This is a genomic window from Luteimonas sp. A537 (assembly GCF_054052065.1).
Genome location: NZ_JBSVRH010000001.1, coordinates 552,122 through 577,742 on the forward strand (window position 1 = coordinate 552,122; position 25,621 = coordinate 577,742).

21 protein-coding genes are annotated in these 25,621 nt (G+C 70.6%); 13 read left to right on the forward strand and 8 right to left on the reverse strand.

What is annotated here, in order from left to right:
* Positions 1 to 3: 3 nt before the first annotated feature.
* On the forward strand, positions 4 to 2,247 hold the full coding sequence (locus tag ACW7GZ_RS02570) for a hypothetical protein (RefSeq protein ID WP_457007628.1): 2,244 nt from the start codon (positions 4 to 6) through the stop codon (positions 2,245 to 2,247).
* Here ACW7GZ_RS02570 and ACW7GZ_RS02575 read toward each other — a convergent pair.
* The gene (locus ACW7GZ_RS02575) at positions 2,244 to 3,779 is read right to left on the reverse strand and encodes a hypothetical protein (RefSeq protein WP_457007630.1); all 1,536 of its coding nucleotides are present in this window, start codon (positions 3,777 to 3,779) and stop codon (positions 2,244 to 2,246) included. The genes ACW7GZ_RS02570 and ACW7GZ_RS02575 overlap by 4 nt on opposite strands.
* Positions 3,780 to 3,908: 129 nt before the next feature.
* Here ACW7GZ_RS02575 and ACW7GZ_RS02580 point away from each other — a divergent pair, with 129 nt between their 5' ends.
* From ACW7GZ_RS02580 to ACW7GZ_RS02625, 10 genes are all read left to right on the forward strand, one after another.
* Positions 3,909 to 5,015 (forward strand): DegT/DnrJ/EryC1/StrS family aminotransferase, encoded by a 1,107-nt coding sequence (locus ACW7GZ_RS02580; RefSeq protein WP_457007632.1) that lies wholly within the window; start codon positions 3,909 to 3,911, stop codon positions 5,013 to 5,015.
* On the forward strand, positions 5,000 to 5,956 hold the full coding sequence (locus tag ACW7GZ_RS02585) for a glycosyltransferase family 2 protein (RefSeq protein WP_457007634.1): 957 nt from the start codon (positions 5,000 to 5,002) through the stop codon (positions 5,954 to 5,956). The genes ACW7GZ_RS02580 and ACW7GZ_RS02585 overlap by 16 nt, the downstream gene beginning before the upstream one ends.
* A complete protein-coding gene (locus ACW7GZ_RS02590; RefSeq protein ID WP_457007636.1) occupies positions 5,956 to 6,906 on the forward strand; it encodes a WxcM-like domain-containing protein in 951 nt (316 codons plus the stop codon). The genes ACW7GZ_RS02585 and ACW7GZ_RS02590 overlap by 1 nt, the downstream gene beginning before the upstream one ends.
* A complete protein-coding gene (locus ACW7GZ_RS02595) occupies positions 6,903 to 7,313 on the forward strand; it encodes a GtrA family protein (protein WP_457007638.1) in 411 nt (136 codons plus the stop codon). The genes ACW7GZ_RS02590 and ACW7GZ_RS02595 overlap by 4 nt, the downstream gene beginning before the upstream one ends.
* Positions 7,314 to 7,403: 90 nt before the next feature.
* Positions 7,404 to 8,156: an electron transfer flavoprotein subunit beta/FixA family protein gene (locus tag ACW7GZ_RS02600; protein ID WP_457007640.1), complete on the forward strand. Its 753-nt coding sequence runs from the start codon at positions 7,404 to 7,406 to the stop codon at positions 8,154 to 8,156.
* Positions 8,156 to 9,094 (forward strand): electron transfer flavoprotein subunit alpha/FixB family protein, encoded by a 939-nt coding sequence (locus tag ACW7GZ_RS02605; RefSeq protein ID WP_457007642.1) that lies wholly within the window; start codon positions 8,156 to 8,158, stop codon positions 9,092 to 9,094. The genes ACW7GZ_RS02600 and ACW7GZ_RS02605 overlap by 1 nt, the downstream gene beginning before the upstream one ends.
* Positions 9,091 to 10,287 (forward strand): glycosyltransferase, encoded by a 1,197-nt coding sequence (locus ACW7GZ_RS02610; RefSeq protein ID WP_457007644.1) that lies wholly within the window; start codon positions 9,091 to 9,093, stop codon positions 10,285 to 10,287. The genes ACW7GZ_RS02605 and ACW7GZ_RS02610 overlap by 4 nt, the downstream gene beginning before the upstream one ends.
* Before the next feature lies 1 nt (position 10,288).
* Positions 10,289 to 11,083, forward strand: coding sequence for a class I SAM-dependent methyltransferase (locus ACW7GZ_RS02615; RefSeq protein WP_457007646.1), 795 nt, complete (start codon positions 10,289 to 10,291; stop codon positions 11,081 to 11,083).
* 38 nt (positions 11,084 to 11,121) lie between these two features.
* Entirely contained in the window at positions 11,122 to 12,069 is a 948-nt protein-coding gene (locus ACW7GZ_RS02620; protein WP_457007648.1) for a lysylphosphatidylglycerol synthase domain-containing protein, read from the forward strand.
* Positions 12,066 to 12,689: a CatB-related O-acetyltransferase gene (locus ACW7GZ_RS02625; protein WP_457007650.1), complete on the forward strand. Its 624-nt coding sequence runs from the start codon at positions 12,066 to 12,068 to the stop codon at positions 12,687 to 12,689. The genes ACW7GZ_RS02620 and ACW7GZ_RS02625 overlap by 4 nt, the downstream gene beginning before the upstream one ends.
* Here ACW7GZ_RS02625 and ACW7GZ_RS02630 read toward each other — a convergent pair.
* From ACW7GZ_RS02630 to ACW7GZ_RS02640, 3 genes are all read right to left on the reverse strand, one after another.
* Positions 12,686 to 15,103, reverse strand: a complete 2,418-nt coding sequence (locus ACW7GZ_RS02630; RefSeq protein ID WP_457007652.1) for an FG-GAP-like repeat-containing protein — start codon at positions 15,101 to 15,103, stop codon at positions 12,686 to 12,688. The two genes, ACW7GZ_RS02625 and ACW7GZ_RS02630, sit on opposite strands and share 4 nt — an antisense overlap.
* A gap of 143 nt (positions 15,104 to 15,246) precedes the next feature.
* Positions 15,247 to 15,882, reverse strand: a complete 636-nt coding sequence (locus tag ACW7GZ_RS02635) for a CoA transferase subunit B (protein WP_457007654.1) — start codon at positions 15,880 to 15,882, stop codon at positions 15,247 to 15,249.
* Positions 15,882 to 16,613, reverse strand: coding sequence for a CoA transferase subunit A (locus ACW7GZ_RS02640; protein ID WP_457007656.1), 732 nt, complete (start codon positions 16,611 to 16,613; stop codon positions 15,882 to 15,884). The genes ACW7GZ_RS02635 and ACW7GZ_RS02640 overlap by 1 nt, the downstream gene beginning before the upstream one ends.
* Before the next feature lie 136 nt (positions 16,614 to 16,749).
* Here ACW7GZ_RS02640 and ACW7GZ_RS02645 point away from each other — a divergent pair, with 136 nt between their 5' ends.
* Positions 16,750 to 18,402, forward strand: coding sequence for a DUF2142 domain-containing protein (locus ACW7GZ_RS02645; protein WP_457007658.1), 1,653 nt, complete (start codon positions 16,750 to 16,752; stop codon positions 18,400 to 18,402).
* A 43-nt stretch (positions 18,403 to 18,445) separates the two neighbouring features.
* Positions 18,446 to 19,447: a glycosyltransferase family 2 protein gene (locus tag ACW7GZ_RS02650; protein WP_457007660.1), complete on the forward strand. Its 1,002-nt coding sequence runs from the start codon at positions 18,446 to 18,448 to the stop codon at positions 19,445 to 19,447.
* A gap of 43 nt (positions 19,448 to 19,490) precedes the next feature.
* Here the strand turns inward: ACW7GZ_RS02650 and ACW7GZ_RS02655 are convergent, their stop codons facing one another.
* Genes ACW7GZ_RS02655 through ACW7GZ_RS02670 form a run of 4 tightly spaced genes read right to left on the reverse strand, consistent with a single transcriptional unit; the run spans position 19,491 to position 25,621 of the window.
* Positions 19,491 to 20,036, reverse strand: coding sequence for a hypothetical protein (locus tag ACW7GZ_RS02655; protein ID WP_457007662.1), 546 nt, complete (start codon positions 20,034 to 20,036; stop codon positions 19,491 to 19,493).
* Between the two features lie 53 nt (positions 20,037 to 20,089).
* Positions 20,090 to 23,437 (reverse strand): glycosyltransferase, encoded by a 3,348-nt coding sequence (locus ACW7GZ_RS02660; protein WP_457007664.1) that lies wholly within the window; start codon positions 23,435 to 23,437, stop codon positions 20,090 to 20,092.
* A complete protein-coding gene (locus ACW7GZ_RS02665) occupies positions 23,434 to 24,807 on the reverse strand; it encodes an ABC transporter ATP-binding protein (RefSeq protein ID WP_457007666.1) in 1,374 nt (457 codons plus the stop codon). Before ACW7GZ_RS02665 ends, ACW7GZ_RS02660 begins: the two co-directional genes overlap by 4 nt.
* A complete protein-coding gene (locus ACW7GZ_RS02670; RefSeq protein WP_457007668.1) occupies positions 24,797 to 25,621 on the reverse strand; it encodes an ABC transporter permease in 825 nt (274 codons plus the stop codon). The genes ACW7GZ_RS02665 and ACW7GZ_RS02670 overlap by 11 nt, the downstream gene beginning before the upstream one ends.

Genomic DNA, 25,621 nt, shown 5'->3' on the forward strand with positions numbered 1-25,621 from the left:
GGCGTGGCGATCGCTTCGCCCCGCATCCCGACGCAGGCCCGGACGCACGGGCTGCTGCGCGAAATCGCGCTCATCGTGCTGGTCGCGCTCGCGGTGTTCGCGATCGCGCGCGTGCACTACGCCGGGCAGACGCTCGCCCGCGGCCCCGACCAGGCCGACATGCTGCTGGCGTTCTTCAACGAGGCCAGCCACGCCATCGAGGAAGAAGGCCTGCTCGCGGCCATGTACACCGAGCGCGTGCGGGCCGGCGAGTCGAACTGGTCGAACCCGAACTACCACGTGCTCTACCCGCTCTACTTCAACTGGGCGGGCGCGGACGCCTCGCCGGCCGCCACCCTCGACCGGCTGAACGCCATCATCCTGCTGCACCTGGCCCTGCTTGGCGCGGGTACGTACGCCCTGGCCCGGGCGCTGGGCGTTCGCACCGCGCCGGCGGTGGTGGTGGCGCTGGCGATTCCCTGGTTCCCTGCGGTGCGCGCCGCCGCGGGCTGGCCGCACATCATCGCCGGCATGGCGTGGCTGCCCTGGGTGTTGGCGGCGGAGGTCCGCCTGTACCGGGGCACGGGCTGGCAGCGGCAGGCGCCGATGGCGCTGCTGCTGGCGCTGGCCGCCATCCTGCTGGTGCACGCACATCCAGCGCAGAACCTGGTGTTTGCGGCCTGGGCTTCGGGCTGGGCATGGCTGCTGGTGGCCGCGCAGGCCGCGGCCGCGCGCGATGCCGGGGCGCTTCGCGCATGGGCCGCGACCAGCGCCTGGCTCGGGGCGGCGGCTCTGGCCGTGTTCGTCGCCAGCTGGCCCTACCTGTCGGAAGTCCTCGCCTTCCACGGCCGCTCGATCCGCTGGCTGGGCGAGGGTGGCGGGCATGTCATCGGCCACCAGCCAGTGCCCCTGGCCGCGCTGCGGCACCACGCACTGGCGCCGGCCGACGCCAGCCTGCTGCTGTCCTTCGAATACCGGCGCGGCATCGGCAACGTCTTTCTCGGCGCGGCGGTGGTGGTCGCGGCGCTGTGCGTGTCCGCCCGGCACCTTCCGGCAACGGCCGCCAACCGCAGCGCGCGCGCGCTGCTCGCCTGTGGCCTGTTCGCGGCGGCATCCTGCTTCGCACCGCTGGCGCCGCTGCTGGCAACGCTCCCGCTTGCCAACAAGGTGCGCGAGCTCATCTGGTGGTCCTGCCTGGCGGTGGTGCTGCTGTTGCCGGTCGCCGCGCTGGGCCTGCAGTCGCTGCGCGAGCGCGACCCGCCCGGGCTGGCACGCGATGGCTGGGCCTGGTTCGCCGCGCTGGCTTTCGCGGCCGGGGTCGCGGCCATCCTGGCGTCCGGGACCGGCTATCGGGCCGGCGCCCTGGCGGCACTGCTGCTGGCTTTCGCCGCGCTGGCCTGGTGCATGCGCGGCCGCGCGGGCGGCCGGGCGCGCTTCGTGTCCGCATGTGCGCTGCTGTTCTTCGCCACGGCCTGGACACCCTTCCGCCACAACATCGCGTTCGCGCACGACGACGCGATGCTGTTCCATCCCGACCGCGTCCAGGCGCATGCCGATGCCGCGGCGCTCGCGTCGCGACTCGAGGGGCTCGACCGGTACCGCTTCCTGCTGGGCCCCGGCGTCGCCAACGCCCACCTGCTCACGCACGCCTGGACCATGCATGGCTTCCGCTCGATCCACGGCGGCATCGGCCCGACGGAATACGCCAAGTACCAGCTCCTTTCCCAAGCCAACCCCACCGTGTCGGCGCTGTACGGCGTCCGCTGGTCGCTCTGGCCGGAAGACGCCGCGCGCGCCGGCGACCAGGCACTGCGCCCGGGCCTGGTGCTGCGCACCGATCCGCAGGCGCTGCCGCGGCTGTTCTTCTTGTCCGCGGGGGTCGAAGTGGTCGATTCACCGGTCGATGCGCTGCGCCGGCTTGGCAGCACCTCCCCGGTGCGCGCCATGGTCCGCGCCGCCGACCTGCCCCCCGGCTTCGATGCCGACGCCCATGCCGGCCCGGGGCGGCTGGACGGGCGGATCACGAGCACGCGCAACGACAGGACCCTGCTCGTGGCGACCGTCCACGCCCCCGGTCCGGGCCTGCTGGTCCTCAACGAGGACCCCACCGCCCGCTGGCACGCGACCCTCGACGGGCAACCGGTGGCGATGTTCCGCGTGAACGGCTACCAGTCGGCGATCGCCATTCCCGCGGCCGGCAGCCATGCCGTGCGCATCGAGCGTCCGGCGCGGCCGTGGCGGGGTCCCGGCCGCATGCCGCTGGACTAGCGCGCGGCGCCCGGTCCGCTTGCCGCCGCACAAACCTCGCGCGCGGTCACCAGCCGGCCACTGCCGTCGGCTTCGAACGCGAGCACCGGCAGCGCGCCCATCGCGCAGGCCTGCAGTGGCGACGCTACCGAAAGCCGCAGGTCGTGGCGCGCCCGGCGGCCCGCGACGGGATTCTGGTAGCAGGGCGTCGGCCCCGGCGCGAACACCAGCCAGCGCTGCTCGAAGCCGCGCTTGCGGTGCAGGAACAGGGTGCCGTTGCCGCACCAGGGCGAGGGCCCGTCGAGCCCCTGCAGCCCGACCACCGGCGCACCCCCGAGCTCCGCGCGAGCCGATTCGAGCAGCTCCAGCATGCGCCGGTTGACCGACTCGCCCGCCGCATAGCGCTGGGCGAGCGCAAGGCGCGCTTCGTGGTGGCTCCAGGCCGCCAGCAGCGCGACCAGCAGCGCGGCCAGCAGGGGGACCGCAGCGCCCTTCCGGCGCCCGCCGGCCCGCGCCTGCACGCGCTGCCAATGCGCCAGCGCGACGGCAAGCATTGCCGCCATCCAGGGCAGCCACGCATAGGCGCGGTACCCGGGCATGTTGTTCGGGATCAGCGCGTAGGGCAGCGCCAGCGCCAGCACGGTCGCGGCGAACCAGAGCAGCCGCAGCCGCAGCGCCGGCACCACGCACAGCGCCGCGCACGCACCGGCCGACAGCAGCGTGGCCATGCCGGTGTAGCCGATGAACAGTTTGCGCAGCGCGCCCAGCAGCGCCGCGGGCGCCAGCTCCACCGCGTACGACGCGCTGCTGGTCTCCGGCGAGAACAGCCCGGCGACGAAGGGATTGCGATCGTATGCGCTCCAGGCCAGCGAGCCGCAGGCAATCGCGACGAACAGCAGCGACAGCACCAGCCGCGCGCGCACTGCAAGGCGCCCCGGCCGCGCGGCGCCCGCGTTGCGATCGAGCGTCCACAGCAGCGCCAGCAGCAGCAGCGGGGGCAGCAGGAAGTCCTCCTTGGCGAACGCACTGGCCAGGTAGGCCAGCGCGGCGACGAGACACGACCACGGCGTCCCGCCACGCCAGCCGCGCCACAGCAGCAGCAGGCTGGCCAGGCCAAACCCGTGGGACACGAGGTTGGTCATCAGCCCGAGGTACTTGCCGTGCTCGAAGGCGCCTGCATGGCTGAAGAGCACCACGCCGCAGGCGGCCGCCGGCAGCACGCCGATGCCGACGCCGAAGACATCGCGCAGGAGCAGCAGCACCAGCCATGCGACCAGCACGGTGGACGCGGCGAGGATCGCGTAGCTGGCCACCTGGCCGCAGGCGGCCACCAGGAAGATGATGTTGGTCGACACCGGGCGCTTCCAGCTCCAGCCCATGTCGACAAGCGAACCGGCCAGGAACGAGAAGTCGTCCGGGTAATAGGGGAACGGGCTGTTGGGCGTCAGCCCGAAGGCGAACACGAGATACGCCGCGGCCAGCACCAGCAGCAGCCAGCCCGCGTGCAGGCCCTGCGCGGCGCGCCCGTCGATGTCCATGTTCCCCCGTCGCATGCTGTCCCCGCCGCCTGCCGGCCCCGGCGGATCATAGCTTGGACGTGGCCCGTCCCCGCGCGCCGCTGTGCCGGCCAAGGCATCCAACGGGTTCTGTCAGAATGCGGGACCACCGTCCCGGCATGACGCATGGAAGTCGAACACGTTCCGCTGAACTCTCTGGCCCGCCATGTCGCGCCGCTGCGCACGAGGCTGCTTGCCGCGATGGCGTCGGTCCTGGACAGCGGCCACTACGTGCTCGGTGCCGGCGTGGACGCGTTCGAGGCGGAGTTCGCCGCATACTGCGGCACCGCGCACTGCGTCGGCGTGGCCAACGGCAGCGATGCCCTGGAACTGGCGCTCAAGGCGACGGGCGTGGGTCCCGGCGACCGCGTGGCGATGGCGGCCAACGCCGCGATGTACGCAGCCACCGCCACCCTGGCCTGCGGTGCGGAGCCGGTGTTCGTGGACGTCGGAGAAGACGCGACGCTGGATCCCGCCGCGCTCGAACGCACCTGCGATCAACACCGCCCGCTGCGCGCGGTCGTGGCTACCCACCTGTACGGCCGCCTTGCGCGGATGGAGCCGATCGCCGCGACCTGCAGCGCGCGCGGCATCGCCCTGGTCGAGGACTGCGCGCAGGCTCACGGCGCGCGCGCGCGCGACGGCCGGCGCGCGGGCGCGTTCGGCGACACCGCGGCCTTCAGCTTCTACCCCACCAAGAACCTCGGTGCCCTGGGCGATGCCGGCGCGGTGACCACCGGCGACGCCGCGGTCGCGTCGCGGCTGCGCGCGCTGAGGCAGTACGGCTGGGAACGCAAGTACGTCAACGCCACCCGCGGCGGCCGCAACAGTCGCCTGGACGAACTGCAGGCGCGGGTGCTTTCGGAAAAGCTGCCGCTGCTCGACGGCTGGAACCAGCGCCGTCGCGAGGTCGCCAACCGCTACTCCGACGGCATCCGGAACCCCGCGATCACGGTGCCCGCGCCCATCGGCGAAGACCATGTCGCCCACCTGTACGTCGTGCATTGCGACGCACGCGACCAGCTCGGCGCGCACCTGGCGGCGGCCGGCGTCGCCAGCGACGTGCACTACCCCCTGCCCGACCATCGGCAGCCCTGCTTCGGCGCGCGCCATGCGGCGCTGTCCTTGCCGGTCACCGAACGCCACGCGCGCACGGTGCTGTCCCTGCCCTGCTTTCCCGAACTGACCGATCGCGAGGTCGAAAGGGTGATCAACGCATGCAACCGCTTCTGAACCCGGCCCTGAGCGTGGTCGTACCGGTGTACGGCAACGCCCGCTCGATCCCGCAGCTGCTGGAGGCGCTGACGGGGCTGGCACGGCAGGTGGAAGGCGGATTCGAGGCGGTGTTCGTGGTCGACGGCAGCCCCGACGACAGCCATGCCCTGCTGCGCGCCGCGCTGCCCGGCGCGGGCTTCAACGCACAGCTGGTCGAATTGACGCGCAACTTCGGCGCGTTCCCCGCGATCCGCGTCGGCCTCGGGCGCGCGCGCGGACGCGTGATCGCGGTGATGGCCGCCGACCTCCAGGAGCCGCCGGAGCTCGCGCCCCGCTTCCTCGAGGCGCTGCGCGACGGCCGTGCGGACGTCGGCTTCGGCGTGCGCGACGGCCGCGAAGACCCGGCGTTCTCGCGACTTGCGTCCAACATGTTCTGGTCGCTCTACCGCCGACTGGTGATGCCCGACATCCCGCGCGGCGGCGTCGACATCTTCGCCGTGACCGCCGACTTCCGCGATCGCCTGCTGGCTCTACAGGAGTCCAACACCAGCCTTCTGGCCCAGCTGTTCTGGCTCGGTGGCCGCCGCGTGTTCCTGCCCTATTCGCGCCGGCGTCGCGAACACGGCCGCAGCGCCTGGACCCTGCGCAAGAAGCTCCGCTACTTTTCCGACAGCGTGTTCGCCTTCAGCGACCTGCCGGTCCGGATCCTGTTCCTGACCGGCGCCCTGGCCCTGGCCACGGCTGCGCTGCTCGCGCTGGTGGTGCTGGTGGCCCGCGTTTCGGGATGGGTCACCGTCCCCGGCTACGCGGCAACGGTGTTCACCATCCTGTTCTTCGGCGCCATCAACACCCTCGGCCTGGGCGTGGTCGGCAGCTATGCCTGGCGCACGTTCGAAAACACCAAGGGGCGTCCGCTGGCCCTGGTGCACTCCGAGGACACCTTCGAGGGCGATGACTGATGGATCATTTCGTGCATCCCAACGCGCTGTGCGAAAGCGACGACATCGGCGCGGGTACCAGGATATGGGCCTTCGCCCACGTGCTGCCCGGTGCGCGCATCGGCCGCGACTGCAACGTCTGCGACGGCGTGTTCATCGAAGGCGACGTGGTGGTGGGCGACCGCAGCACCATCAAGTGCGGCGTGCAGCTCTGGGACGGCGTGCGCCTGGGCGACGATGTCTTCGTGGGCCCCAACGCCACCTTCAGCAACGACCCGTTCCCGCGCAGCCGCAAGCGCCCGGAGCAGTACAGCGAGACCGTGGTCGAGGACGGCGCGTCGATCGGAGCCAATGCCACCCTGCTCCCGGGCCTGCGTATCGGGCGCGGGGCGATGATCGGCGCCGGCGCGGTGATCACGCGCTCGGTGCCTGCGAACGCGATCGTGGTCGGCAATCCCGCGCGCATCGTGGGCTATGTCACCGATGCCGAATGCGACAGCGACGGTGCCGCGGATGCCGGCGTGGCGAAGACCGCGGGCCCGGGCCCGCGGGCCCCGCACGGCGACGGCGGCGCGCGCCTGCACCGCATGCCGCGCTTCATCGACCTGCGTGGTTCGCTGTCGGTGGGCGAGTTCAAAGCCGACCTGCCGTTCTCGCCGCAGCGCTACTTCCTGGTGTACGGCGTGCCGTCGCGCGAAACCCGGGGTGAGCACGCACACCGCGAATGCCACCAGTTCCTGCTCTGCACGCACGGCTCGGTGCGGGTGCTGGCCGACGACGGCCGCCAGCGCCGCGAATTCCTGCTGGACTCGCCCGACAGCGGCCTGCACCTGCCGCCGATGACCTGGGGCACGCAGTTCCAGTACTCGCCCGACGCCGTGCTGCTCGTGTTCGCGTCGCAGGCCTACGATGCCGACGACTACATCCGTGACTACGGGGAGTTCCTGGCCCTGGTCGCGGCCGGGCCATGAACGGGATCCTTTCCGTGCTGCGCGGTGACGGCGGCACAGCCATCCTGCTGCGCTTCGTGGCCGTCGGCGCGGTCAACACCCTGTCCTGCCTGGTGGTGTACTGGTTGTTCCTGCCGTGGCTGCCGCCACAGGGCGCCTACGCGGCCAGCTTCGTCTTCGGCGTCTGCTTCGGCTACCTGCTGCACAGCCGCTACGCCTTTCGCGCGCAGCGCAGCTGGCGCAGCTTCGCGGCGTGGCCGCTGGTCTGCCTGGCTGGCTGGGTCGTCGGCGCGGGCGTGCTGGAACTCGCCATCGGCCCCCTGGGCATCGATCCGCGCCTGGCACCGCTGCTGTCGGTGGCGACCAGCGTCCCGGTCACGTTCCTGCTTGGGCGCCGCGTGCTGGATCCCGGCGCGGCCCGCGGCTGACCGCCAGGCCGCGTCACATTCGCACACGCGTCCGCTGCCGGCTAAAATCGCCAGGTTCCGCACTTTCTCCCCCAAGGACTCACCGCAACGATGAAGATCCTCGTCGGCTACAAGCGAGTGGTGGACTACAACGTCCGCATCCAGGTCAAGCCGGACGGCTCCGGCGTGGTCACCGACGGCGTCAAGCTGTCGGCCAATCCCTTCGATGAAATCGCCCTGGAAGAGGCCCTGCGCCTGCGCGACAAGGGCATCGCCACCGAAGTGGTCGTCGCCACCATCGCCCCCGCCGACGCCCAGGCCCACCTGCGCAACGGCCTGGCCATGGGCGCCAACCGCGCCATCCACGTCGTGACCGAGGCAGGCCAGGACGTGCAGCCGCTCGCCGCCGCGCGCGCGATGCTGAAGCTGGTCGAGAGGGAGTCGCCGGATCTCGTGATCCTCGGCAAGCAGGCCATCGACGACGACGCCAACCAGACCGGCCAGATGCTGGCCACAATCTGGGGCCGCCCGCAGGCCACCTTCGCCTCGAAGCTCGAGGTCGCCGACGGCAAGGCCACGGTCACCCGCGAGGTCGACGCCGGCCTGGAAACGCTTGAAGTGGACCTGCCGGCGGTCATCACCACCGATCTGCGCCTGAACGAGCCGCGCTTCATCAAGCTGCCCGACATCATGAAGGCCAAGTCCAAGCCGATGGAGTCGATCGCCTGGGCTGACCTCGGCGTGGAAGAAAGCCAGGGGCTCAAGACCACGCAGCACGCCGCGCCCGCGAAGCGCAGCAGGGGCGTGATGGTGAAGGACGCGGCCGAGCTCGTTGCCGCACTGAAGGACAAGGGGTTGCTCTGATGGCCAAGGTTCTCATCGTTGCCGAACACCAGGACGGCAAGCTCAACGGTTCCACCGCCAAGTGCGTGTCCGCCGCGCAGGCGTTGTCGCCGGAAGCCATCGACATCGTGGTGCTGGCGGCCGACCCGGCCGCGGTGGCCGCCGAGGCCGCGCAGATCACCGGCGTCAGCCGCGTGCTCACCGTCGCCAATGACGCCAACGCCAACGCCATCGCCCAGGTGCTGGCGCCGCAGGTGGCGAAGCTGGCCGAAGGCTACAGCCACGTCTTCGGTCCCAGTTCCACCTTCGGCAAGGATCTGATGCCCTGCGTAGCCGCGCTGCTCGGCGTGCCGCAGGTGTCGGACCTGATGTCGGTTGAGGGCGAACACACCTTCAAGCGCCCGATCTATGCCGGCAACGCCATCGTCACCGTCGAGGCCCCCGCCGGGCAGGCCGTGGTCGCCACCGTGCGCACCGCGTCCTGGAAGGAAGCCGGCAAGGGCGGCAGCGCCGCGGTCGAGGCCGCCAGCGTCGACGCCACGCTGCCCACGCACACCCGCTTCGTCGGCCTGGCCGCGGGCAGCTCCGACCGTCCCGACCTGCAGGCCGCCAGGCGCGTGGTCTCGGGCGGCCGCGGCGTGGGCTCGGCGGAGAACTTCGACGTCATCTACAAGTTCGCCGACAAGCTCGGCGCCGCCGTGGGCGCATCGCGCGCCGCGGTCGACGCCGGCTACTGCCCCAACGAGATGCAGGTCGGCCAGACCGGCAAGATCATCGCGCCCGAGCTGTACGTCGCGATCGGCATCAGCGGCGCGATCCAGCACCTCACCGGCATCAAGGACGCCGGCACCATCGTTGCGATCAACAAGGACGCCGACGCGGCGATCTTCGAGATCGCCGACATCGGGCTGGTGGGCGACCTGTTCCAGGTGCTGCCGGAGCTGGAAGCCGCGCTTTGAGCGAAGCCCCGCACGCCAGTCCCGGCATCGGCCGGGTGGTGCTGTGGGGCACCTGCGACACGGGCAAGCCGCGCGTGCGGATACTGCTGCAGGGACTGCGCGAATGCGGTGTCGAAGTCATCGAGTGCCGCGCCGACCTGTGGGCGGGAATCGAGGACAAGAGCCAGATCAGGAGCGTCGGCACGTGGTTCCGGCTGGCACTGAATGCGCTGAAGTGCTACCCGGCGCTGCTGATGCGCTACATGCGACTGCCCCCGCACGACTGGGTCCTGGTGGGATACCCCTCCATTCCGGACGTGTTCGTGATCTGGCCTTTTTCGCGGCTGCGGCGGGCGCGCATTGCGCTGGACTGGTTCCTGTCCGCCTACGACACCATCGTCCTGGATCGTGCGCTCATCGGTCGGCGCAACCCGCTGGCGAAACTGATCCGTGCCACGGAATGGGCGGGCGTGCGGCTGGCCGACGCGCCATTCATGGACACCGGTACGCACGCGCGACGAATGGAGTCGCTGTTCGGCCTCCCCCAGGGCCGCTGTGGCCGGGTCATGGTGGGCGTGGAAACCGACGTCTTCGCGCCTGTCCCTTCCAGTGAGACCCTTCCCGGTAGCGCCGACGCCCCGCCGTCGACCTCCGGCCAAGGCCCGCTGCGCGTCGTCTTCTATGGCCAGTTCATCCCCCTGCACGGCATCGGGACCATCGTCGCGGCCGCCAGGCTGCTCCGGGATGCGCCTGTCACGTGGACCTTGATCGGCCGCGGCCAGGAAGCAGCGCGCATCCGAGCAATGCTGGATGCGGATCCCATCGCGACCCTGCACTGGATCGACTGGGTCGAATATGCGGAACTGCGACGCGCGATCAGCAGTGCCGACGTCTGCCTGGGCATCTTCGGTACGTCGGACAAAGCCGCCAGCGTGATCCCGAACAAGGTGTTCCAGATCCTTGCCGCAGGCAAGCCGTTGGTCACCCGTGATTCCCCCGCGATCCGTGAACTGGTTGCGGACGCTCCACCCTGCACGCGCCTGGTCCCGGCAGGAGACCCTGGCGCGCTTGCCGAAGCGCTGCTCCAGGCTCTCGAAGCCCGTGCGACGATACGCAGGCCGTGCCACCGCGATCAGCTGGCAGCGATCACGCCGCAAGCGGTGGGCATCCAATTGACAGAATTACTTGCCGTCTCAGGCAGGAAGGACGGGTGAAATGATCAAGGATTCACTGCTCGGGCCCATCGCCACCGAACTTGGCTGGGTGCCAGCTCCCCGCTACCTGATGCGGCGCGCGCGCGTGCAGTCATTGCTGCGCGACGTCCCCCGCGGACGGCTGCTCGAGGTCGGCCCCGGGTCCGGTGCCATGCTGGTGGAGTTCGCCGATGCGGGCTTCCAGTGCGATGCGCTGGACTCCTCGGCCGCCGCGAGGGAGCGGACCGGCGCGCTCCTGGCAGCAAGCGGGCACGACATCACGGTGCATGCCGAGGCGGGAGCCGACTGGGCGGGACGATTCGACGTCGTCTGCGCATTCGAAGTCCTTGAACATATCGAAGACGACCTGGCTGCAGTGGAGCTCTGGCGATCATGGCTCAAGCCCGGCGGCCATTTGATCATGTCGGTACCGGCGCACATGAAGCTGTGGACGGCTCGCGACGAATGGGCCGGCCACGTCCGCCGTTACGAGCGCGATGAACTGATCGACGTGCTGCGTCGCGGAGGCTTCGACTGCAGCCGCTTCGAGTGCTACGGCTTTCCACTGACCAACCTCACCGAATGGGTCAGTCAGCCGATCTTCGCCCGCGACATCCACCGCGGAAGCGACGCGGCGGCGGATCGCGTTAGAAACAACGACCGCAGCGGCATCGATCGCGGTGCGGACATGAAGCTGTTTCCCCTGGTGCGTTCGCTGCCCGGCAAGCTTGCGCTGCGCACGTTCGACATGGTCCAGCGCGGATTCCTGCGCACCGACCTCGGCAGTGGCTACGTCGTCAAAGCCCAGGCCACGTGAAGCGCGGGATCCGCCTGGCCGGAGTCGCGGTAGCCATCATGGCCACCGCAGGGTCGATCTACATGATCGCCCGCTCGTGGCAGGGCCAGGACCTCTCGGCCTATGCGACGCTGCCAGCGATGGCGGGCGTGGCGATCGCGCTGCTGTTCTATGTCCTCGGGGTCATGGTTTCGGCATTGGCCTGGCGTCAACTCCTGCTGGGCATGGACACGCGGAACAGCTGGGCTGAACTCAGCGGGATTGTGTCCGTCACCCAGATCGGAAAGTACCTGCCGGGCAATGTCGCGCATCACGTCGGTCGTGGCGCGCTCGCCATGGGGCGTGGCGTGGGTGCAGTTCCGCTGGTCACCACCGGCCTGGCCGAGATCGCCCTGCTCGCCCTTGCCAGCGTCGCCGTTGGCGGGGCGGCCCTCCTGCTCTCCGGCCGTTTGGGCGCACTGGAGGCCTTGGGCAACTTCGGCATCGTCGGAGCCGTGGTCATCGCGGCGATGCTGGTCGTGCTCGGACTGGCCGGCCTGCGCCACATCGTCCCGCTGCTGATCACGCGCTTCGCGCCGAGGCTAGCGGGACGTCCCGGCCTGGCGACCCTACCCGGTCCCGTCGCGTTGATTCGCGCGCTGGTCCTCTATGCCCTGGTCTACGGCACGTTCGGCCTGGGAATCGTCGCCATGGCCGGGCTCCTGCTGCCTGGCCCGATCTCGATGCAGGACGGCTGGCTCCTGCTTGCGGCATTCTCATTAGCGTGGATCATCGGCTTCGCCACGCCAGGCGCCCCTGCCGGCGTCGGCGTGCGCGAAGCCGTCATGCTCCTGTTGATGAGCGAGGCATACGCGCCCGCCGACGCGGCGGCGATCGTGCTTTCCATCCGGATCGCAACGACCCTGGGCGACCTTGTCCTGTTGCCGATCGGGTGGTTGCAGTTGCGTGCGACGCGCCCGCCAACCCGGCCCGGCGTCGCCGATCCTGTCGCAGAGGCGGAATCATGACGAAACTCCCGATCCTGCTCAAGAACCCTAAGCACTGGATCAAACGCCTGCTATGGCGCTCCACGTCCGGGCGCGTAGACATCGGTGCCCACACCTATGGCAAGCCACGGATCCGGTGGTGGGGAGAGGACGCCAACCTGCTGGTCGGGAAATACTGCTCGATCGCCGAGGGCGTGGAAATCTTCCTCGGAGGCAACCATCGGACCGACTGGATCACGACGTTTCCGTTCTCATGGTTCGGAAAGGCGTGGCCCGAAGCGCGCAGCATCACCGGCCACCCCGCCACCCGGGGCGACGTGGTGATCGGCAATGACGTCTGGCTCGGCGCCGGCTGCGTCGTACTGTCGGGGGTGCGGATCGGCGACGGAGCGGTCATCGGCTGCCGCGCGGTGGTGTCCCGAGATGTCCCGCCGTATGCCATCGTCACCGGTAATCCTGCCAAGGTGGTCCGGCTACGATTCGACGAAGAGCGGATCGCCCGGCTCCTGGCGGTGCGCTGGTGGGACTGGCCCGATGTCCGAGTGCGCCGGAACATCGGGCTGCTCATGGCCGGGGACGTCGACCGGTTCCTGGACGCCGCCGTGTCCGGCGACGCCCCGGCAGGACCAGGGCAGGACTAGGGCTTCACGTCCCAGGCTAGGTCGGCAACGCGCGGCACGGTGAACGAAGTCACGGCCGCAGCGCTGCGCCAGATGGAGTTGTTGCCGTTCCCGGCATGGCGCCAGAACAGGTCCGCGTATCCATCGCCGTTGTAGTCGCCTGCCGCCTCGACGATCCAGGAACCATCAACGACCCGCGCAATCGCATAGGACGAGTCCGCATTGGCACGCCGCCAGACGGAGTTGAGCCCAGTTTCGTCCTGCCTCCACATCAGGTCCGTGACGCCGTCGCCATCGAAGTCCGCCGCCGCGGCGATCTTCCAGCGTACGTCCGCGACCCGCGCGATCGCCACGGAAGTGGTGTTGTTCGCACGAAGCCAGATGTTGTTCGTACCGGTCGTCGCATGCCGCCACAGGATATCGTCACGGCCATCACCGTCGAAGTCGCCGACCGCTGCCGCCACCCATCGCTGGTCGGCCACGGTCGCCAACGACGTTGAAGTTGCCACGTTCGCGGAATACCAGAGCGAATTCGCGCCGGAAGCGGAATGGCGCCACACGACGTCGTCACGCCCGTCACCATTGAAATCCCCGACCGCGGCAACGCGCCAGTCCAGATTTGGCACCGCCGCCACCGTCATGGAGTTGGATGCATTGCCATTGATCCAGATCGTATTCTGGCCACTCACCGAGTGTCGCCAGAGGATGTCCGATCGTCCGTCGCCATTGAAGTCACCGACGCCCACCACGGCCCAGGCCGTTGCAGGCACGCCTCCGATGGCGTGAGGCCGCGCAACATCGGCCCCGAGCCACACGGCATTTCCACCGTTGGTGCCGTGGCGCCAAAGCAGGTCGGCGCGGCCATCGCCGTTGACATCGAACGTGCCGCCCACCGCAGCCCGCGGTGCCGACGGCGGCGCAGGCGGTGGCGGCGGCTGGACCCTGGTCGCCCGGAACGCCGCGATCAACGGCACCGTCGCACGCAGGCTGCGCGCGTTGTCGGCCTGGTTGGCGACGCCGCAGGGGCGGCCGCCGCAGTAGGTGGACTGCGGGTTGGAGAAAATCCGCCAGGCGGTCTGGCCGGCGTCGCCATACGCCATCACGGTGTAGAAATTGCCGGCGGCGGCGGTGGTCTTGTAACCGAAGGAATACGGATAACGCCCGTAGCTGAGCTCGCCGTCGTCGTCGTCGCGCGCGGATTCATCGTCGTGCTGCGAGCCCAGGTTGTGGCCGAGCTCGTGGACCAGGGTTTCGTCCCGGCAGTAATGGCCGTTGTCCGGCGCATCCATGCCGTTGGAATCACTTACGGCGGAATAGCCGAACTTCTCGTAGCCCGGCGTGATATCGGCCTGGTCGCCGCCCACCAGCCACGCGATTCCGCAGCCGTCGTGCTCGGCGTCGCGGAAGCGGCGGACCAGCGAGACCAAGTCCGCGCCGTAGGTCTCGCGCGCCTCGCGCAGGGGCTGCAGCGAGGCGGGCACGGGCACGTTCGCGCTGCCGGTGCTGCCGGTCAGCTGCTCCAGCGTGGCGTGGTTGCTCCCGGTATCGGGGTAGTTCACCTGCAGGGTGCCGACCAGGCGGAAGCTCGCCGCGACGTTGCTGTTGGCCAGCGTCTGGTTGCCGACCGTGACCAGGTGGTTGAGGCGGGTCTGCGCCTGCGACGCGCCGCCAAGCATGCTGGCGAAGCCGGGCGTATAGCCCAGCAGCACGTCGATCGTGGTACCGGCGGCAGCCGCCGCGGCTTGCGCCGGCGCCGCAGCGTGGCCCACGCCCTCGGCGGCGACCGGCTGCACGCCAAGCGCGTCATCGAGCGGCCCCGGGATCCTGAAATCGGGGCCGGTAAGGCCGGCGCGCCGACGCTGCTCCAGGGGCGAGAGCACGCCCGGCGCGGTGGTGGACATCCAAGCCTGACCGCCGCTGGTGGTCAGCCGCAGCGAGACCCCCTCGCCGTAGGGCATGACGCCGAACACCGCCTGCTCGCCGAAGGTCAGGATGCCCTCGATCCCGCGGTCGTCACGGCCGATCCAACTCCAGTCGCCGCTGGGATGTTCGACATGGCGCTCGTACTGCAGGCGCACGTGGCCGCCGTCGGGCCCCGTCAGCAGCAGGGTACCGCTGCCGATCGCATCCAGCGCGTGCGCCTCGCTCACCCGTACCGGGTAGAAGGTGTTCGCCCCGCGGCGCTGGATCGCGCGCACCGGGTCGTAGCCCACGAGGTCGCCGCGGTCCGGGTACGCGGCGATCGCGCTGCCACCGGCCCGGGTGATCGAAGGCGCCACGTCCGCAGCGCCGCGCATGGCGGCCATGACCGGGGCGCGATCGCTGGCGGGGGCATCGGCTGCGACGCTGGCGGGGCCGGACGGTGCGGGGGCACAGGCGGCGAGCAGGGCCGCGGCGGTTGCCGTCGCGAGGAAGGAAGGTAAACGGGAGGTCATGGCAGGAATCCATGCGGCGGGTATTTCAAGAGTACCTGCCCCCGGATTCCTCTGCAGCGTCCGCGCCGCGAGGGCGGACTCCGGTCACGCCCGGGCGGCAACCGGGCTCCGGGAACGGCGCTCCCGGAGCAGGTCGCCCGGCTTCAGCCTGCAGGCGTGAAGGGCACGCCGGTCCGCTCGCGCAGCTGGGCCGGGGCCACGCCTTCGGCGGTTTCGACCAGCACCAGTCCGTCGGGCGTGACGTCGAACACCGCCAGTTCGGTGATGATCCTGCTGACCACGCCCACGCCGGTCAGCGGCAGCGTGCACTCGGGCAGGATCTTGGGTTCGCCCTTCTTCGTGCAGTGCTCCATCAGCACCACCACGCGCTTGACGCCGGCCACCAGGTCCATCGCCCCGCCCATGCCCTTGACCATCTTGCCGGGCACCATCCAGTTGGCGAGGTCGCCCTTGTCGGTCACTTCCATCGCACCAAGGATGGCGAGGTCGATGTGACCGCCGCGGATCATCGCGAACGAGTCGTGGCTGCCGAAATAGCTGGCACCCTGGCGCGCGGTCACCGTCTGCTTGCCGGCGTTGATCAAGTCGGCGTCAAGTTCTTCTTCGGTCGGGAACGGGCCGATGCCAAGCAGGCCGTTTTCCGACTGCAGCCACACGTCCACTCCCTCCGGAATGTGGTTGGCGACCATCGTCGGCAGGCCGATGCCGAGGTTGACGTACATGCCGTCGGCGAGTTCGCGCGCGGCGCGCGCCGCCATCTGGTCGCGGGTCCAGGCCATCACTTGCCTCCTTCGCGCACGGTGCGCTGCTCGATGCGTTTCTCTGGCGTTGCGTTGACCACGATGCGGTCGACGTAGATGCCCGGGAGATGCACGTGGTCGGGGTCGATGGTGCCGGTCTCGACCAGCTCCTCCACTTCGACCACGCAGACCTTGCCGGCCATGGCGCAGGCCGGGTTGAAGTTGCGCGCGGTCTTGCGGAACACCAGGTTGCCCGCGCGGTCGGCCTTCCAGGCCTTGACCAGCGCCACGTCGGCGACCAGCGCGGTCTCCATCACGTAGTGCTTGCCGTCGAACTCGCGGGTCTCCTTGCCCTCGGCGACCACGGTGCCGTAGCCGGTGGCTGTGAAGAACGCCGGGATGCCGGCGCCACCGGCGCGCAGGCGCTCAGCCAGCGTTCCCTGCGGGTTGAACTCGAGCTCGAGCTCGCCGCCCAGGAACTGGCGCTCGAACTCCTTGTTCTCGCCGACGTAGGACGAAATCATCTTGCTGATTTGCCGCGTCTCAAGGAGCTGGCCAAGGCCGAAGCCGTCGACGCCGGCGTTGTTGGAAATCACGGTCAGGCCCTTTGCGCCCGAATCGCGGAGGGCGGCGATCAGCGCCTCGGGAATGCCGCACAGGCCGAAACCGCCGACCGCGAGTGTCTGGCCGTCGGCGACGATGTCGGCCAGGGCGGCGGCGGCGCCGGGCCGGACCTTTCCGGCGGACGGCTGGGAATTGGCTTCAACCATGGTGGATCCTCGAGTGACCGGACACCACATTCTAGCCGCGCCCGCCGCGGCGCCCATCGCCCCTTCGGACAATGCCGCGGTTCGACTTGGGCCCGGCTTCCCGGCATCCTTGCCGCTCCGTTCCAGAGTCCGCCCGATGAACCCGACCCTTGATGCGTCCGCCCGGCGCTGGCCCGCCTGGTGGGTGCTCCTGCCCGCGCTGTTCATCCTGATGCAGGCCTGGGTGATGCTGCATGCCGCGCCGCCGGGAATCCCGCCCGACGAGCTGGCGCACCTGTCCTACGTGCGCGACGCCGCCGGCAGCGGCTTGCCGGACTACGCGGCGGGCCGCATCCACGACTCGGCGCAGGCCAACTACCTGACGCACCCGCCGCTGTACTACACGGTGCTCGGCGCAGCGGCGGCGGCGGGCGGCTTGGATCCCTTCTCCGCCTACGTGCCGCTGCGCGCGATCAGCGCCCTGTTCGCCACGGTCGCGTTCGCGCTGTGGCTGCTGCTGGGGCGCGAGCTGGGCCTGCGCCCCGGCGTGCAGTGGCTGCTGGCGCTGGCGACCGCCGCCGTGCCGATGTACGGGTTCCTGGCCGGCAGCGTGAACAACGACACCCTCGCCGCCGTCGGGCCACCGCTGTTCCTGCTGGGCGCGGCGCGCGAGTTCGTGTCCGGGCGGCCCGGGCGGAGCGCGCGCATCGCAATGGCCGCGGGGCTCGTGGTCACCGTGCTCACGAAGGCGACCGTCGCGGCGTTCCTGGTGATGTTCGTCGCCGCCAGCCTGGCGCCGCTGTGGCGGCAGCTGCCCGCGCTGCTGCGCCGGAATGCCGCCAGCCTGGCGTGGCTGGGCTCGGCGAGCCTCCTGTGCGCGGCCTGGTATGCCTACGCCCGGATCGCCCACGGCAGCTTTCTGCCGGCTCCCGGCACGCTGTACGCCGCAGCCGTCCCGGGCGACGATCCGATGGTCCCCGCGCGCTTCGCGCAGCGCTACGCGCAGATCATGTTCGACCGCCTGGGCTTGGTGATGTCGCACGCGCCGTTCAAGCCGTTCACGCCCACCGGCGACCATGTCCTGCAGCTGATGTTCGTTCTGCCGGTCCTGGCATGGCTGTTCGCGCGCCCGCGCGCGGCGCGGCGCGGCGTGGCGCCCGCCGTGGCCCGCGCCACCGACGCCTTCGGCCTGGCGATCCTCGGCATGGCCCTGGTCCACTGGTACGTGACCTACGTGGGCTACCGGGCCAGCGGACTGCTGGCGGGCCTGCAGCCGCGCTATTTCCTGTTCCTGCTGCCTGGACTGTGGATGCCGCCGTTCCTGCTCGAGACGCGGCGCCGGCCGCGGCACCTGTTCGCGATCGCCTTCACCGCATGCGCCATCGTCGCCTTCTGGTCGTCCGCGCCGCGCCTGCTCGCGGACCAGACCCAGGCCGTCGCCGAGGCGCGCGCGGCCGCATCCGTCGCCGCGCAGGCCACGCCGCCCGCCGCGCGGCTGCAGGGCCACGTCGACGAAGTGGACGTCGCCGATGGCCGCGCCCGCCTGCGGGGCTGGGCCTTCGATACCCGCTGCATGTGCGCGGTGGAGGCGGTGGTGGTGCAGGCCGGCGGCAGGGAGCTGGGACGCGTCGGCACGGGGATGCCGCGCCCCGACGTCGCCACGGCCCTGGGCAGCGTGGATGCGGGGACGGCGGGATTCGAGATGGTGGTGGAGGAGGTACCCGCCGGCAACGGCGCCTGCGATCTTGCGCTGACCGTGGAGGCCGCGGACGGCAGCCGCCTGGCCTTGGTGCCGATGGGCTGCAACTGATCGGCTACCATGTCCGCCCCTTGAATCCGGGTCTCCACGCGCGATGAAGCTGATCATCCAGATGCCGTGCCTGAACGAAGCGGGCACCTTGGCCATAGCCATCGGTGCCCTGCCCCGCGAAGTACCCGGCTTCGACAGCGTGGAATGGCTGCTGATCGACGATGGTTCGGTCGACGGCACCGCCGATCTCGCGACCCGGCTCGGCGTGGACCACGTGGTGCGCCATCCGGTGAACCGCGGCCTGGCGACCGCGTTCATGACCGGGTTGAAGGCCTGCCTGACCCTGGGCGCGGACGTCATCGTCAACACCGATGCCGACAATCAGTACGAGGCCCGCGACATCCCCAAGCTGACCGCGCCGATCCTCGCCGGCACCGCCGACATGGTCATCGGCGGGCGCCCGATCGCGGACACCGAACACTTCTCGTGGATCAAGAAGCAGCTCCAGCACCTGGGCAGCTGGGCGGTGCGGCTGGCCAGCAAGACCGACGTCAGCGATGCGCCCAGCGGGTTCCGCGCGATCTCGCGCGAGACCGCCATGCGCCTGAACGTCTTCAACCCTTACACCTACACCCTGGAAACGATCATCCAGGCGGGGCAGAGCAACATGCGCGTGGTCTCGGTGCCGATCCGCACCAACGAGGACCTACGCCCCTCGCGGCTGGTGAAGAGCATCTCCAGCTACGTGCGCCGCTCGCTGGTCACCATCCTCAGGATCTTCGTGATCTACCGGCCGGTGACCTTCTTCATGCTGCCCGGCTTCGCGCTGATGCTGGGCGGCACGCTGCTGGCCTGCCGCTTCCTCTACTACTACGCCACCGGGTCCGGTGGCGGCCACGTGCAGTCGCTGATCTTCAGCGCGGTGATGCTGATCCTGGGTGCGCTGATGGTGATGATCGCGCTGATCGCCGACATGATCACCGTGAACCGCAAGCTGCTCGAACGCATCGACCTGCGGATGCAGCAGCTGGAATACACCCGGGACGAGGACACCGGTGCCGCGGCGCCTTCCCCTCGTCGCGACACCGGCCACGCGCCCGGCTGACCGGGCGCCGCCTCCTCGGTCCGACCTCCTCGGTCCGACCTCCTCAGTCCGCCTGGCCGACCGCCAGGCGCACGCCGGTGGGGCACAGCGAGCTGCGGCCGTCGCCATGCGCGACCAGGAGTTCGACGGCGTACTCGCCGGCAGGCACCGCGGACAGCGCGCCACTGACGCCGAAACCGGCGTGGGCGAGATCCGGCGACGCCAGCGCCGAAGCCACGTCTTCGCGGGCGACGCCGGCCTCGCCGGGGACCGCATAGGTCCCGGGGCCGGTCAGCACCACGGAGAACGCGGCCGGGACCTTCAGCGCCACGTCCGCAACCCAGCCTTCCACCACGACGCTGCCACCGGCGGCCACCGGCACGTCCTGCCGCCCGGGCTGTCCGTCCACCTTGTCGACCGAGCAGCGCGCGACCGCCGCGGGGTCCATCGCGGGCAGGGTCATCGGGGCGAAGCCCGTGGCGGATGCCGCGGCCGGCGCCGCCGGCTCCTGCACGGGACCGGTGGCCGACCCGCCATCCTGCGGGCCGCAGCCTGCGAGCAGGGCTATTGCGAGGGGGGCGAGCCAGCGTGCTGTGGAATGCGTAGTCATGGGGGATCCTGTCGTGGGATTGCGGAACGCCGAAGGCGGCCGGGCGGGCGATTCTAACCGACCGTCCCGGCAGCGGGCCGCGACCGCGCGGCGTCGATCGCGGCCAGGCGGGCGGCGACGTCGGCATGCCCGGCGCCGTCGATCACGGGCGACAGCGCGCGCCACACCGTGTCGACCGAAAAGTGCCTGGCCAGGAACTCGACGCCGCCGCGCGCGGCGGCCATCCAGGCTGTATCGTCGATGATCAGCGCATCGACCATGGCGGCGAAGGTCGCCGGGTCGTCGGCCACCCGCAGGCAGTCCGCCGCCTCCAGCCCCTGCGCACCCGCGCTGGTGGTGACGCAGGGCACGCCGTGGCGCATGGCCTCGAGCACCTTGCCCTTGACGCCTGCGCCGAAGCGCAGCGGCGCGACCACGAGCCTGGCGCTGCGGTAATAGTTGGCCAGCTCATGCTCGGGGATGTGCCCGGTCACCAGCACGTCTGAGCGAGAGAGCGCGACAACCGTGTCCGGCGGGTCGGCCCCGACCAGGCACAGCCGGTAGTCCGGGTGCTGGCGGTGGATCGCGGGCCAGACGTAGCGCTCGAACCAGAGCACGCCGTCTTCGTTGGGGGCATGCGCGAAGCCACCGACGAACAGGATGTTCCGGCGCTCCGACAGCCCTTCGCCGACCTGCCCGGGCAGGCCCTCGTAGGCGAACAGCGGCACTGCCACGGCCTGGCCCGGTGCGTCGTGTTCCCGCATCCACTGCCCCGCGTGCCTGCTCTCGGCCTCCGAGGGATAGGCCACCAGGTCGGCGCGGCGCCACAGCGACTCCTCGACCTCGCGCGCATGGTGCGCGAAGCCGGCGAGGTCCGGGTCGGGATCCACGCGCATCTGGCTGACGTAGCGCAGGTGGTGGATGTCGTGTCCGTAGAACAGCAGCTTCGCCGCGCTGTGCCGACGTACCGCATCGACGTGGCGTTCGGCCACCAGCGGGCGGCTGAGCACCACGAGGTCGAGGTAGGCGCCGTTGGCGGCCATCCACGCGTCGAGATCGCCGCCGCCATCCGAGGCCAGTTCGATCCCGTGCGCGGCGAGGTTCGCCGCGTAGACGCCCGTCGCGTCGGACTCCTCGGCCCAGAACTTGACCAGCATGCCGTGCAGGCCGAGGACCCGCATCAGCTGCCAGATCGCGCGCGAACCGGCGTCGCGGTCGGTGCGCGGGGGCGTGCGGTCGACCACCAGCACGACCGGCTTGAGCTGCGCGCGCTCGCGGGCCAGGAACAGGTGCGCGCCGGCGGGCAGCTGGCCCTGCGCGAGCACGTCCTTCCAACGCGCGGCGAACACCGCGCGGTTGGCCTCCTGCGAGGCCTTGCCGGCGGCGTCGATGTCGGTGCCATGCGAGGCGCCCTCGACGTGGTGCACGACCGACGCCGGCTGGTAATACACCTTGCGACCGCCCTCCGCGCGGATGCGGAACGCGAGGTCGGTGTCCTCGTAATACGCCGGTGCGTAGCGCTCGTCGAAACCGCCGAGGTGCCGGAACAGGTCGCTGCGCACCAGCATGGAGGCGCCGGAAACATAGTCGACCTCGCGCACGAAGGCATGGTCGGGATGCGCAGGGTCGCCGTCGCGGCCGTAGTTGAGCGCGCGTCCGTCGTTCCACACCACCCCGCCGGCCTCCTGCAGGCGGCCGTCCGGATAGACCAGCCTGGAGCCGGCAAGCCCGCAGTCGTGGAAGCGGGCGAAGGTCTGCAGCAGGGCCGCCAGCCAGCCGGCGCCGACCACCGTGTCGTTGTTGAGGAAGTGGATGTATTCGCCGCGCGCCAGCGACAGCGCCTGGTTGGCGGAGCGCAGGAACCCGAGGTTGGAGGCGTTCTCGATGTAGCGCAGGCCCGGCACGCCCCGGAAGCGCGCCATCTCCGCTTCGCCCGATGCGTCCTCGATCAGCACCACTTCCACCGCGATATCGCCCGCGTAGCGACGGATCGAGCGCAGGCAGGCCAAGGTCATCGCGAAGCCGCCATGGGCGGTCACCACGATGCTGGCCAGCGGCGCGTCGTGCTCTTCGAACCGCAGCCCGTGGATCGGCAGCCCGGCGCGCGTGGGCTGCGCGCGATCGACCGGGGCCGGCAGGGCCAGCGCCCGCGGCGGATCCTCGCCCTCCCCGGGCCGGCCAAGCAGCGTGGCGAGCCGGCGCAGGGGCCGGGTGAGCCGCCACGAGCGCGACGCACGCACGGCATCGAGCGCGCCCTGCCACGCCTGCAGCAGCCGCGACTGCGCGCCCAGCGCGGCCTCCAGCGCATCGACGCCCTGGCGCAGGCGCACGGCCTCGGTCTCGAGCAGGTCCGCCCAGTGCGCCTGCGCCACTGAATCGGCCTCGAGGCCCTCCAGGCGGAACGCCTTCTCTTCCTCGCGGTCCAGCAGGTCGACCACATGGGCCTGCGCGGCGGCATGCGCGTCGCTGGCCTCCGCCAGCCGCGCGGCAAGTCCGGACAGGCGCGCATCGCGCTCGGCCACGACCGCATCGACCGCCTCGCGCTGCTGCTCCATGGCGGCGAGCTCGGCATCGGCCTCGGCCAGCGCCGACCGGCGCAGCGGATCCGAGCCACCCTCGACGATGGCGATGTCGTAGACCTCGTCCGCGGGAAGTTCGATCGTGCCCAGCACGGCGAGCGACGCCTGCTCCAGGACCACGATCCGCGCCCGGGCCAGCGCGGGGTCCGGCGCATTGCGGCTGCGGCTCAGGCCCACGTAGATGCGCTCGCGACCGAAGGCCAGGCCGCGCGCATAGCCGTCAAGCGCGACCGTCCGCAGCGGCTCGCCCGGCCCGCGCCAGCAGACGACGCGGCGCGCTTCGGAATCGCACAGCCACAGCGCCCCTTCGTGCGACGTCAGCGAATGCGGCTGCGACAGCCCGCCGAGCAGGACCTCGCCGCTGTCGACGTCGAACACCTCGCCGGCGCCGGCGGTCGCGCCCTTGTAGCCGCGATGCGTGTCGAACCGCCCGAACCGCGAAGCGAGCAGGCGCCCATCGTGGAAGCAGATCGAGTTGAGGTGCGCGCTGTCGCGCTCCCCGCGCAGCGCCCAGCGCCGCGTCTCGCGCAGGTCGTCGTCGAGCCGGAGCACCGCATTGCGCTCCGTGGCCACGACGTAGGCCTGGCCGCCGTGCCAGGCGACGTCGTGCAGGTCGAGGACGTCCTCGGCCAAGAGGGTGCCTGACAGCCCGCCGTCCACTGCCCGGCGCAGCACGTTGCTGTCGCCCGACTGGCGCGCCCACAGGAAGCCGCCGGGCACCGCGCAGATGCCGGTGGTGGGTACGCGGGACAGGCGCTCCACGCCCTCGCCTTCCAGAAGCAGCAGGCCGCCCCCGGCGTTGGGGCACGACACCAGCAGCACGTCCCGCAGCGGTCCGCTCACCGCATCACTCCGATCGCGCCGGCGCCGGCCGCGGACATCGCGATCGCGGCCTCCAGGTCGGCCAGGCCATCGGCATCGGTGTCGGCACCGGTGACCGTCAGCACGATGGCATCGATGCGACGGTCCAGCGCCACGTATTCGTCGCTCGACCGATCGTAGCGCGACACGCCCACCGTCAGGAAATAGTGCCCGCGCAGCAGCGAGCAGCGCATGTCGAACGTGGCCACGGCCACCGTGCCCGCTTCGGCCCGGTAGAGGTTGCCGGTGGCCATCATGGTGTTGCAGCTGTACAGCACCGTGCCGCTGATGGTGCACAGGCGGACGCCGAACACGAGGTTGTCGGTCGCCGACGGGAGCTGGTAGCGCACGCGCACCGTGAACGGCTCGCGTCCCGCCACCATCGGCCCGTGGCCGTGGCTGCCGGTGACCAGGTAGTCGCAGGTGACCGCTTCGCCGGTGCCGACCCGGGTTTCGTCGCGGTTGTAGCCGGCGCGGCTGGCGAAGCGATCCTGGCCGCCGCCGCGCAGGAAGGCGGCCAGTTCGTCGTCGCCACTGTCCGCGGCGCCATCGCCTCCGTCAGGCTCCGCCCGCAGCACGGGCGCGGGGTCGCCGTCCGCGCCACCGCCGCCGCTGTTGTCGCCGAAGACCAGCCGCAGGTATTCCTTGACCGCCTGGCCGACCTCGCCGTCGTACAGCACCCGGCCGGCGTCGATCACCACGCCGCGGTCGCACAGCCTGAGCAGCGAGTCGATCGCGTGCGTCACGAACAGCAGGGTGCAGCCCTGCTGGCGCAGCTCTTCGATCCGGCGGTGGCATTTGCGCTGGAAGTAGATGTCGCCGACCGAAAGCGCCTCGTCCACGATCAGCACGTCGGGATCGGTATGCACCGCGACCGCGAAGGCCAGGCGGACGAACATGCCGCTGGAGAAGGTCTTGACCTGCTGGTCGACGTGGTCGCCGATCTCGGCGAAGCCAATGATCGAGTCCATGCGCTGGTCGATCTGTCGCGCATCCAGGCCGAGCAGGCTGGCATTGAGGCGGATGTTCTCGCGCCCCGTGAACTCGGGATTGAAGCCGGCGCCCAGTTCGAGCAGCGCCGCGATCCGCGCCGACACCTCCAGGCTGCCGGTGGTCGGCTGCAGGATGCCGGCGATCACCTGCAGCAGCGTGGACTTGCCCGAGCCGTTGCGGCCGATGATGCCGATCGCTTCGCCGCGGCGGACCTCCAGGTCGACGTCGCGCAGGGCGTGGAACTCGCCGCCCGCGGCCAGACCGGGCAGCAGCACCTGGGCCAGGCGTTTGTACGGCTTGTCGACGGTGGGGAACGACTTCCCGATCCCGCGCAGGCGGAGCACCACCTCAGAGGACATCGGCGAACCCCTTGCTGGTGAGGCGGAACCAGGCGTAGGCGAGGTAGACGGCCACCACGCTGCCAAGCGCGTAGCCCGCCAGCCCGGTCCAGTCCGGGTAGCGGCCCCAGAGGGCGACTTCGCGGACCTCGTCGATGAAGAAGGTCAGCGGGTTGAGCGAGAACACGAACTGATACTTCGGCGGCAGCGTGTCGACGGGCACGATCGCCGAGGACAGGAAGAGCAGCGCGGTGACCACCACCGGCACCGCCTGGCTGATGTCGCGGATGTACACACCGAGCGAGGACACCAGCCAGCAGGTCGCAACGGTCAACAGCACCAGCGGCGCGAGCACGGCCGGCAACAGCCACAGCGTCGGCGAGAACCGCCCGAAGAACAGCCAGTTCAGCACCACGAACACCAGCAGGTTCATCACCATGTGGAAGAGCGCCGACAGCACCACCGACCAGGCGAGGACGTCCAGCGGGAACACCACGCGCTTGACGTAGTTGGCGTTGTCCATCATCAGCCGCGGCGAACGCGAGAAGCACTCGGCGAAGAAGCCGTGGACGATGATGCCGAGGAACAGCACGATGCCGAACGCGGCCGTGTCGCCCGAAGCCTGGTTCCAGCGGCTGCCCAGGATCTCGCCGAAGGCGATGGTGTAGATCGCAAGCAGCATCAGCGGCCCGATCAGCGACCACAGCATGCCGAAGTTCGCGCCGCGGTAGCGGCCGAGGATGTCCCGCCGGACGAGCTCCTTCGTCAGGTCGCGGTATCGGCCGAACGCGCCGAACGGCGCCAGTGGCCACGGCAGAGGACGCACCGCGCCCAT

What these genes read in the sequence shown, in the direction of transcription:
- ACW7GZ_RS02645 (WP_457007658.1), top strand. Translation starts at nt 16,750, where the DNA reads ATGAACCCGACCCTTGATGCGTCCGCCCGGCGCTGGCCCGCCTGGTGG.
- ACW7GZ_RS02635 (WP_457007654.1), bottom strand. Translation starts at nt 15,882, where the DNA reads ATGGCCTGGACCCGCGACCAGATGGCGGCGCGCGCCGCGCGCGAACTC.
- ACW7GZ_RS02605 (WP_457007642.1), top strand. Translation starts at nt 8,156, where the DNA reads ATGGCCAAGGTTCTCATCGTTGCCGAACACCAGGACGGCAAGCTCAAC.
- ACW7GZ_RS02585 (WP_457007634.1), top strand. Translation starts at nt 5,000, where the DNA reads ATGCAACCGCTTCTGAACCCGGCCCTGAGCGTGGTCGTACCGGTGTAC.
- ACW7GZ_RS02655 (WP_457007662.1), bottom strand. Translation starts at nt 20,036, where the DNA reads ATGACTACGCATTCCACAGCACGCTGGCTCGCCCCCCTCGCAATAGCC.
- ACW7GZ_RS02665 (WP_457007666.1), bottom strand. Translation starts at nt 24,807, where the DNA reads ATGTCCTCTGAGGTGGTGCTCCGCCTGCGCGGGATCGGGAAGTCGTTC.
- ACW7GZ_RS02590 (WP_457007636.1), top strand. Translation starts at nt 5,956, where the DNA reads ATGGATCATTTCGTGCATCCCAACGCGCTGTGCGAAAGCGACGACATC.
- ACW7GZ_RS02650 (WP_457007660.1), top strand. Translation starts at nt 18,446, where the DNA reads ATGAAGCTGATCATCCAGATGCCGTGCCTGAACGAAGCGGGCACCTTG.
- ACW7GZ_RS02600 (WP_457007640.1), top strand. Translation starts at nt 7,404, where the DNA reads ATGAAGATCCTCGTCGGCTACAAGCGAGTGGTGGACTACAACGTCCGC.
- ACW7GZ_RS02640 (WP_457007656.1), bottom strand. Translation starts at nt 16,613, where the DNA reads ATGGTTGAAGCCAATTCCCAGCCGTCCGCCGGAAAGGTCCGGCCCGGC.
- ACW7GZ_RS02670 (WP_457007668.1), bottom strand. Translation starts at nt 25,621, where the DNA reads ATGGGCGCGGTGCGTCCTCTGCCGTGGCCACTGGCGCCGTTCGGCGCG.
- ACW7GZ_RS02615 (WP_457007646.1), top strand. Translation starts at nt 10,289, where the DNA reads ATGATCAAGGATTCACTGCTCGGGCCCATCGCCACCGAACTTGGCTGG.
- ACW7GZ_RS02595 (WP_457007638.1), top strand. Translation starts at nt 6,903, where the DNA reads ATGAACGGGATCCTTTCCGTGCTGCGCGGTGACGGCGGCACAGCCATC.
- ACW7GZ_RS02575 (WP_457007630.1), bottom strand. Translation starts at nt 3,779, where the DNA reads ATGCGACGGGGGAACATGGACATCGACGGGCGCGCCGCGCAGGGCCTG.
- ACW7GZ_RS02620 (WP_457007648.1), top strand. Translation starts at nt 11,122, where the DNA reads ATGGCCACCGCAGGGTCGATCTACATGATCGCCCGCTCGTGGCAGGGC.
- ACW7GZ_RS02625 (WP_457007650.1), top strand. Translation starts at nt 12,066, where the DNA reads ATGACGAAACTCCCGATCCTGCTCAAGAACCCTAAGCACTGGATCAAA.
- ACW7GZ_RS02630 (WP_457007652.1), bottom strand. Translation starts at nt 15,103, where the DNA reads ATGACCTCCCGTTTACCTTCCTTCCTCGCGACGGCAACCGCCGCGGCC.
- ACW7GZ_RS02580 (WP_457007632.1), top strand. Translation starts at nt 3,909, where the DNA reads ATGGAAGTCGAACACGTTCCGCTGAACTCTCTGGCCCGCCATGTCGCG.